9 protein-coding genes are annotated in these 7,111 nt (G+C 61.7%); 7 read left to right on the plus strand and 2 right to left on the minus strand.

Translation table 11 applies throughout. The features are described from left to right. Positions 1-6: 6 nt before the first annotated feature. The 6 genes from SO180_RS15590 (at position 7) to SO180_RS15615 (ending at position 5,119) form a co-directional block, all read left to right on the plus strand. The gene (locus tag SO180_RS15590) at positions 7-900 is read left to right on the plus strand and encodes a dioxygenase family protein (protein WP_449379717.1); all 894 of its coding nucleotides are present in this window, start codon (positions 7-9) and stop codon (positions 898-900) included. Positions 901-950: 50 nt separating this feature from the next. Continuing rightward, the gene (locus tag SO180_RS15595; protein ID WP_449379718.1) at positions 951-2,324 is read left to right on the plus strand and encodes a Rieske 2Fe-2S domain-containing protein; all 1,374 of its coding nucleotides are present in this window, start codon (positions 951-953) and stop codon (positions 2,322-2,324) included. Then, positions 2,321-2,845, plus strand: a complete 525-nt coding sequence (benB, locus tag SO180_RS15600; protein WP_449379719.1) for a benzoate 1,2-dioxygenase small subunit — start codon at positions 2,321-2,323, stop codon at positions 2,843-2,845. The genes SO180_RS15595 and benB overlap by 4 nt, the downstream gene beginning before the upstream one ends. A 32-nt stretch (positions 2,846-2,877) precedes the next feature. Then, positions 2,878-3,900, plus strand: coding sequence for a benzoate 1,2-dioxygenase electron transfer component BenC (benC, locus tag SO180_RS15605; RefSeq protein ID WP_449379720.1), 1,023 nt, complete (start codon positions 2,878-2,880; stop codon positions 3,898-3,900). Further along, positions 3,897-4,673, plus strand: a complete 777-nt coding sequence (gene benD, locus SO180_RS15610) for a benzoate diol dehydrogenase BenD (RefSeq protein WP_449379721.1) — start codon at positions 3,897-3,899, stop codon at positions 4,671-4,673. The genes benC and benD overlap by 4 nt, the downstream gene beginning before the upstream one ends. A gap of 248 nt (positions 4,674-4,921) precedes the next feature. After that, positions 4,922-5,119 (plus strand): hypothetical protein, encoded by a 198-nt coding sequence (locus SO180_RS15615; RefSeq protein ID WP_449379722.1) that lies wholly within the window; start codon positions 4,922-4,924, stop codon positions 5,117-5,119. Positions 5,120-5,162: 43 nt separating this feature from the next. Here SO180_RS15615 and SO180_RS15620 read toward each other — a convergent pair whose 3' ends face one another. Next, the gene (locus SO180_RS15620; RefSeq protein ID WP_449379723.1) at positions 5,163-5,411 is read right to left on the minus strand and encodes a hypothetical protein; all 249 of its coding nucleotides are present in this window, start codon (positions 5,409-5,411) and stop codon (positions 5,163-5,165) included. A 644-nt stretch (positions 5,412-6,055) separates the two neighbouring features. Between SO180_RS15620 and SO180_RS15625 the strand changes: the two genes are divergently transcribed. Beyond that, positions 6,056-6,559 carry a cupin domain-containing protein gene (locus SO180_RS15625; protein WP_449379724.1) on the plus strand — a complete coding sequence of 168 codons (504 nt, stop codon included), beginning with the start codon at positions 6,056-6,058 and terminating at the stop codon, positions 6,557-6,559. A gap of 197 nt (positions 6,560-6,756) precedes the next feature. Here the strand turns inward: SO180_RS15625 and SO180_RS15630 are convergent, their stop codons facing one another. Next, the gene (locus tag SO180_RS15630; RefSeq protein WP_449379725.1) at positions 6,757-6,888 is read right to left on the minus strand and encodes a hypothetical protein; all 132 of its coding nucleotides are present in this window, start codon (positions 6,886-6,888) and stop codon (positions 6,757-6,759) included. Between the last annotated feature and the right edge of the window lie 223 nt (positions 6,889-7,111).

A 7,111-nucleotide genomic window follows, 5' to 3' on the forward strand; every position in this document is an offset into this window, starting at 1 on the left:
GACGACATGGATACGAGCTTCGTGAAGACTGCGAACGTCCAGGCATTGCTCGACAGGGCTGCGGGCTTCAATCAGCCGAGCGGGGATTCCCGTCTGAAGGCAATCGTCCGCGACATCGTCGAGGCCGGTGCGAAGATCATCGTTCGGCACGACATCAGCGAGGACGAATTCTGGGGCGCCATCAACTTCCTGCAGAAGGGCGCGCCGGAGTTCGGCTTGCTGGTGCCCGGCACGGGACTTGAGCACTTCCTGGATCTGTTCATGGATGCAAAGGACGCGGAGGCGGGCCGCACGGGCGGCACGCCGCGGACCATCGAGGGACCGCTTTACGTGGCGGGTGCGCCGCTCGAGGAGGGCGATGTCAATCTGACGAAAGATCCGGACGCGACCGGCAGCCTCTACATGAGAGGCCGCGTCACTGGCCCGGACGGTGAGCCGGTCAAGGATGCGATCCTGCACGTCTGGCACGCCAATTCACAGGGCTGGTATTCGCATTTCGATCCGACCCGTGAACAGACGCCGTTCAACAATCGCGCGCGCATCAAGCTCGGCGCCGACGGAAAATACTCGTTCCACTCGAAGATGCCGAACGGCTATTCCGTGCCGCCCGGCGGTGCGACCGACACGCTGATGAAGGCGATCGGTCGTCACGGTCATCGCCCGGCGCACGTCCACTTCTTCATCGAAGCGCCCGGTTACCGGAAGCTGACGACGCAGATCAACTTCGGCGACGACCCGCATGCCGCCGACGACTTCGCCTTCGCCACACGCGATGGTCTGCTGCCGGTCCCGCAGCGTCAGGGCGACAGCGCCTACATCAATTTCGACTTCCAGCTCCAGCGCGCCGCTGACGGTGCCGACGAGCACTTTTCCAGCCGACAGCGCGCCGAGGCGGCTTGAGTCTCGCCAGCGACCCGACGCGGCAACGAATGGGAAGAGGAGAGGAAACGATGACGACACTGTTGGAGCGCATCGACGGCGCGGTGGTCGAAGACAAGACGAGCGGGCTGTTCCGGTGCCGCCGCGACATCTTCACCGATGTCGAGATGTACGAGCTCGAGATGCGGCACATCTTCGAAGGCAACTGGGTGTTCCTGGCGCATGAGAGCCAGATCCCCGAGAACAACGACTATTTCAGTGCCTGGATCGGCCGCAAGCCGATCATGATCACCCGCGACAAGGCGGGTGAACTGCATGCGATGATCAACGCCTGTGCCCATCGCGGTGCGATGCTCTGCCGGCGAAAGCACGGCAATAAGGGCAGCTTCACCTGCCCATTCCACGGTTGGACCTTCAGCAATTCGGGCAAGCTCCTCAAGGTTAAGGACGGCAAGACCGGCGACTACCCGGCCTCGTTCAACACCGACGGCTCGCACGACCTGGCTAAGGTTCCGCGCTTCGAGAGTTATCGCGGCTTCCTGTTCGGCAGCCTCAATCCGGACGTCGTTTCCCTCGAGGAGCATCTCGGCGGCGCGAAAGCCGTGATCGACCAGATCGTCGACGGGGCGCCCAACGGCATCGAGGTGCTGCGCGGCAATTCCTCCTACATCTACGACGGCAATTGGAAGCTCCAGATGGAGAACGGCGCCGACGGATATCACGTCAGCTCCGTGCACTGGAATTACTCGGCGACCATGGGCCATCGCAACTACGAGAACGAGGGCATCAAGACGGTCGACGCCAACGGCTGGTCCAAGAGCGTAGGCGGCGTCTATGGCTTCGAGAACGGACACATCCTGCTCTGGACCAATCTGCTCAATCCCGAAGTCCGGCCCGTCTTCAATCACAAGGACGAGCTCGAAGCGCGTCTCGGCAAAGATCGCGCCGGCTTCATCATCGGCCAGACCCGCAATCTCGGAATCTATCCGAACGTCTACCTCATGGATCAGTTCTCGACGCAGATCCGCGTGGTGCGGCCGATCAGCGTCGACGAGACCGAGGTGACCATCTACTGCTTCGCGCCCAAAGGAGAGGACGCGAAGGAACGTGCGACCCGCATCCGGCAATACGAGGACTTCTTCAACGTCTCCGGCATGGGCACGCCGGACGATTTGGAAGAATTCCGTGCTTGTCAGACCGCCTATGTCGGCGCCGGCGAACTCTGGAATGACCTCAGTCGGGGCGCCGTCCATTGGATCGACGGCCCGGATGAGAACGCCAGGGCGATCGGCCTCGAGCCGCTGCTGAGCGGCGAACGCAGCGAGGACGAAGGCCTGTTCGTGCGCCAGCATGAGTTCTGGGCCAAGTCGCTGCGCCAGGCGATCCTGCGAAATGGCGGCGAAGCGACAGGCGGCGTCGTTGCGTTGCGGGGAGAGGCAGCATGAGCATCGCAACCGCCAGCACGCTCGTGTCCACCGGTAAATTCGATCTCGAACATGTCCGCTCCTTCCTGTTTCGCGAGGCGCGGCTGCTGGACGACCGGCAGTGGGACGAATGGATCAAGCTCTATTCGCCCAAGGCCAGTTTCTGGATGCCGGCGTGGGACGACGATGACCAAGTCGTCGAGGACCCGCAGCAGCATATCTCGCTGATCTACTATCCAAACCGGGAGGGTCTGGAGGACCGCGTCTTCCGCATCAAGACCGAGCGGTCCGGCGCGAGCACGCCGGAGCCGCGTACCAGCCACAATGTCTCGAATGTCGAAATCGTGGCGGAACGCGACGGCGAGCTCGACCTGCGCTTCAACTGGCACACGCTCAGCCACCGCTACAAGAAGACCGACAGCTTCTTCGGTGCCGCTTTCTACACGCTGGATACGCGCGGTGAGGAACCGCGGATCCTGGCCAAGAAGGTCGTGCTCAAGAGCGACTACATCCACCAGGTCATCGACATCTATCACATCTGACGCTGCTCGTTGGGATCGCGGGAGAGTAAGACATGACTTATCGCGTAGCACTCAATTTCGAGGACGGGGCCACCCGTTTCATCGACTGCAACGAGGGCGAGAAGGTCTTGGACGCGGCCTATCGCAATAAGATCAACCTGCCGATGGACTGTTCGGATGGCGTTTGCGGCACCTGCAAATGCCGCTGCGAGCAGGGTGAATACGATCTCGGCGACGAATATCTCGACGACGCGCTGAGCGGAGCCGAGGCCGAGGAGGGACTGGTGCTGACTTGCCAGATGGTGCCGTCCTCGGATTGCGTTATCGCCGTGCCGGTTCCGTCCACGGCCTGCAAGGTAAGGCCCGCTGAACATGGCGCCGAGGTGAGCTCCGTCGAACTCGTCTCGGACAGCACGATCATCCTCAAGCTCAAGCTCGACAGACCGGACGCGTTGGGATACCTGCCTGGCCAGTACGTGAACCTCACGGTGCCCGGGACGAGCGAGCATCGTTCCTACTCGTTCAGTTCGAAGGTGGGGGCGAGTGAAGCGAGCTTCCTGATCCGCAACGTGCCGGGCGGTCTGATGAGCGGCTGGCTCGCGAGCGAGGCCAGGGTCGGTACCAGGATGACGTTTGTCGGTCCGCAAGGAAGCTTCTTCCTGCGAGCGGTCGACCGTCCGGTCGTGATGCTCGCCGGCGGCACGGGCCTCGCGCCGATCCTGTCGATGCTCGAGGTCCTCGCCGACCAAGGCACCGACCAGCCCGTGCATCTGATCTATGGCGTCACCAATGATGGCGATCTGGTCGAGATCGATCGGATCGAAGCGCTGGCCAGGCGGCTGCCGACGCTCACCTGGGCGACCTGCGTCGCCAACCCGGATAGCGCCCATCCGCTGAAGGGATATGTCACGGCGCATCTCGCGGACGAGCATCTCAACGACGGTGACTGCGACGTCTATCTGTGCGGTCCGCCGCCGATGGTGGAGACGGTGCGGGTGTTCTTCACGGAAAAGAGGGTTAGCCCCTCGCATTTCTTCTACGAGAAGTTTTCCGCGACCGAAGCGGTGGCAGCATGATCTTCGAAGGTCGCTTTGCCGGAAAGACGCTGGTCGTGACCGGTGCCGCTCAGGGGATCGGGCGCGCCGTGGCGCTGCGGGCCGCGGCCGAGGGCGGCAACGTCCTGTTCGTCGATCGTGCGGACTTCGTCGATGATGTCGCCTCGGAAGCAGGTTTCGGAGGCCGCGGCTTCGTATGCGATCTCGAAACCCACGAGGGTGCTGAAGCCGCCATGGCCGAGGCCATCAGACATTTCGGCGCAATCGACATCCTCATCAACAACGTCGGCGGCGCAATCCGGATGCGACCATACCATCGGTTCGAGCCGCAGCAGATCGAGGCGGAGATTCGGCGCTCGTTAATGCCCACCTTGTGGTGTTGTCACGCCGTGATTCCGTACCTCACCCGGCGAGGCAGGGGTACGATAGTGAACGTCTCATCGAACGCGACGCGCGGCATTCACCGGGTGCCATACTCGGCTGCAAAGGGAGGAATCAACGCGATCACTCAAAGCCTGGCGATGGAGTACGCATCGGACAACATACGCGTTGTCGCGACGGCTCCCGGCGGCACAGAGGCGCCGCCGAGGCGAGTGCCGCGCAACGCCGAGGGCGACACGGTTGAGGAAAAGGAATGGATGAACGAGGTCGTCAAGCAGGTTAAGAAATCTAGCTTCCTCGGGCGATACGGCTCGGTCGCCGAGCAGGTCGCGCCAATCCTGTTCTTGGCGTCGGATGAAGCAAGTTATGTCACAGGCAATATCTTGCCAGTCGCCGGCGGCGACCTCGGGTAACTCTGCGACGTCGTTCCGCGCGCAAGGTCCACAGTTGGACCCTTAGCGAGGTCGCTGAGCATGCTGGGCCGAACCAAGGAGAAGAAGAGCTGCCCTCGCACCTAAAAACTCGCGGTGCAGCGCGACTACCTCGCACGCACAAGTGACCAGAACAGCCCGGAATACAGGTGCCTGCCTGTGATCTAGTTCACAGCGCGCGCCATGGTCGTGGTGGTGCGGTGCCTACTCGAGCGACGGAGGGCTCGATCATGCCCGCCATTTTCGATTTTCTATACCGTGAGTTTTGCCGTGCGCGCCTTTCTGAGATGCGGAAGCAGCTTTTCCTGATTCAGACCAGCAGCCCTGAAGTCGCACAGGCGAATTGCAGTGTCAGCCCTTCCGACGAGGCTGATGATCGGACTGCCGGCGACGAACATCACGCAGCCGGCGACCGCAGGTCCAGTTGATCGCTCGTCGACCGCACCGTCGTCGAGAGGGTCGCAGGCGCGCCTAGTGACGGTCAGTGATCAAAACAACCGGCGCAGATTCTTGGAGGGATTTGCGATTGCCCTCATCAGAAGCAACGCTCGCGGGCTGGGCCGCCGCGCTTTGTGAGGCCTGTCCAACAGTTGTGGAAGGGGCGGTGGCGGCGACAACGGGATCTTTAGCGCTTGCCTGACGGTTCCAGTCGCATGCGGCCGCCGGATAGGCGGTAAGAGTAACGGCAGCAAAGGTCGTAGCGATCACGATCTTCCTCATGGCCGGGCTCCTCTTTGGGGAAAGGTCATTGTACTACGACGAACGTTGCTCGAACGCATCGGCGTGATCACGAAGCTGCGAGAGCCGTGCAGTCCACGGAGGCACGGGAAGCGCTTTTGCTGCCGGGGCTACCTACCCGGCGGGCGACCTATGAAACGCACAAGCGCTGCCCTCCGTCGCGCAGCGCGGGGCTACCCTGGCAGCCCGCTCCAGAGTCTAGCGGGCCTGGGCCGATAATGTCATGGCCCATCCACTTGCGCTACTTGCTGTTGAGCGTATGCTCGAATTGGAGCCTCAGAGAGCTGCCCCCTAGGGGTCTAAGTCTGAGCTGCGCGGCAGGCGTACGCAATTATATTCAATGGGCAGCCTTAGGGCCTTGCCGAGCACGATCTCGTCGTGCCCGCACACGCTTCGTATTTTAGAGAGATCAGTTGGAAGACCGTTGTAATTCCTGCCCTGCAATGTCCGGTCTCAAATCGGGAGGTTCGACATAGCAACTTATTCATGCACCACCATCGACGATCCGTTCGCCGGCAATCAATCGCCGGATCGTCACGCCTTCACGGTTGCATGGCAGCGACTTCTTCTTTGTGTGACCAGCTTGTGGTGAGTGAAGAGAGATCTAAGCCAAGGAGGGAAAGGAAATGAGGCGACCAATCGTACTATTTGCTGTTGCTTCTGGCCTTGCTGTCCTAGCAGCAGCGCAACTCCTGCCGAAGGCGGCACTGCAGGCCGCTGAGATGCAAATGAAGCCTCCGGTCAATGTTGAAGACATTAAGTGGGGTCCCGTTCCACCGACCATCCCACCCGGCGCGCAGCTCGCCGTCATAGCTGGTGACCCCAGCAAGGAGGGGCTGTTCACGATGCGGCTAAAGATGCCGGCCAACTACAAAGTCCCGGCCCATAACCATCCCACCGACGAGTTCGTGACGGTGATCTCCGGCGACTTCCGTGTCGGTCTCGGCGACAAGCTCGATGTGGACAAGGGGCAGTCCCTTAAGGCTGGAGCCTTTGCCGAAATGCCAGCAGGCATGAACCACTATGCCTGGACGACAGAAGACACCGTGGTACAGATCGCCGGGCCCGGGCCGTTCGCTATCACCTATGCCAATCCGGCCGATGACCCGAGCAAACAGGCCGCGAAATAGCGGATGGGTTGAGAGGCAATCATTATGAAGCTCGAAGGTGGCAAGCGCTTCGCCGTGAACTCGGCCTTGCGCCACTCGGCCCGCCGCGGGCGCTCGATCGCCAACGTCTTGCGCGTCTCACGTCCATAGTGATCCGATCGATGTCGACGCCGTCCGGCGTGCGCCTGATCCTCAGCACCGCGGACAGCACAAGGTCGTCATAGGGGCACCACCGGATTACGCGCGGCGACATCGCAATGCGCGAGGAAGGTCTCGAGTGCTTTGTCGCCATCGCAGATCAGCAGTGCCAGCTCGCGAGCTTGCCGGAGGTCGCCGGCGGCAGTCATCATGCGATGACCATACCCGTTCGCGAAGCACTCGCTCGCATGCGGCCCTTGTCGCAGGGTCCTCGTGATCACGGTTCTACCGTGACCGTCCGCTTAATACCCCAAAGCGGCGCTAAAGCGGACACTTGCTGACCGACGCTATGGACCAAAGGACTTGTATGGGGCGATTGGTGTCAAGCGCTTTCGTTATTGGCCATCTCCTTGTTCGGCCGGGCTGCGACATCTC

This window comes from Bradyrhizobium sp. UFLA05-112 (genome assembly GCF_053572325.1).

What these genes read in the sequence shown, in the direction of transcription:
- benC (WP_449379720.1), top strand. Translation starts at nt 2,878, where the DNA reads ATGACTTATCGCGTAGCACTCAATTTCGAGGACGGGGCCACCCGTTTC.
- SO180_RS15625 (WP_449379724.1), top strand. Translation starts at nt 6,056, where the DNA reads ATGAGGCGACCAATCGTACTATTTGCTGTTGCTTCTGGCCTTGCTGTC.
- SO180_RS15615 (WP_449379722.1), top strand. Translation starts at nt 4,922, where the DNA reads ATGCCCGCCATTTTCGATTTTCTATACCGTGAGTTTTGCCGTGCGCGC.
- SO180_RS15620 (WP_449379723.1), bottom strand. Translation starts at nt 5,411, where the DNA reads ATGAGGAAGATCGTGATCGCTACGACCTTTGCTGCCGTTACTCTTACC.
- SO180_RS15595 (WP_449379718.1), top strand. Translation starts at nt 951, where the DNA reads ATGACGACACTGTTGGAGCGCATCGACGGCGCGGTGGTCGAAGACAAG.
- benB (WP_449379719.1), top strand. Translation starts at nt 2,321, where the DNA reads ATGAGCATCGCAACCGCCAGCACGCTCGTGTCCACCGGTAAATTCGAT.
- SO180_RS15590 (WP_449379717.1), top strand. Translation starts at nt 7, where the DNA reads ATGGATACGAGCTTCGTGAAGACTGCGAACGTCCAGGCATTGCTCGAC.
- SO180_RS15630 (WP_449379725.1), bottom strand. Translation starts at nt 6,888, where the DNA reads ATGATGACTGCCGCCGGCGACCTCCGGCAAGCTCGCGAGCTGGCACTG.
- benD (WP_449379721.1), top strand. Translation starts at nt 3,897, where the DNA reads ATGATCTTCGAAGGTCGCTTTGCCGGAAAGACGCTGGTCGTGACCGGT.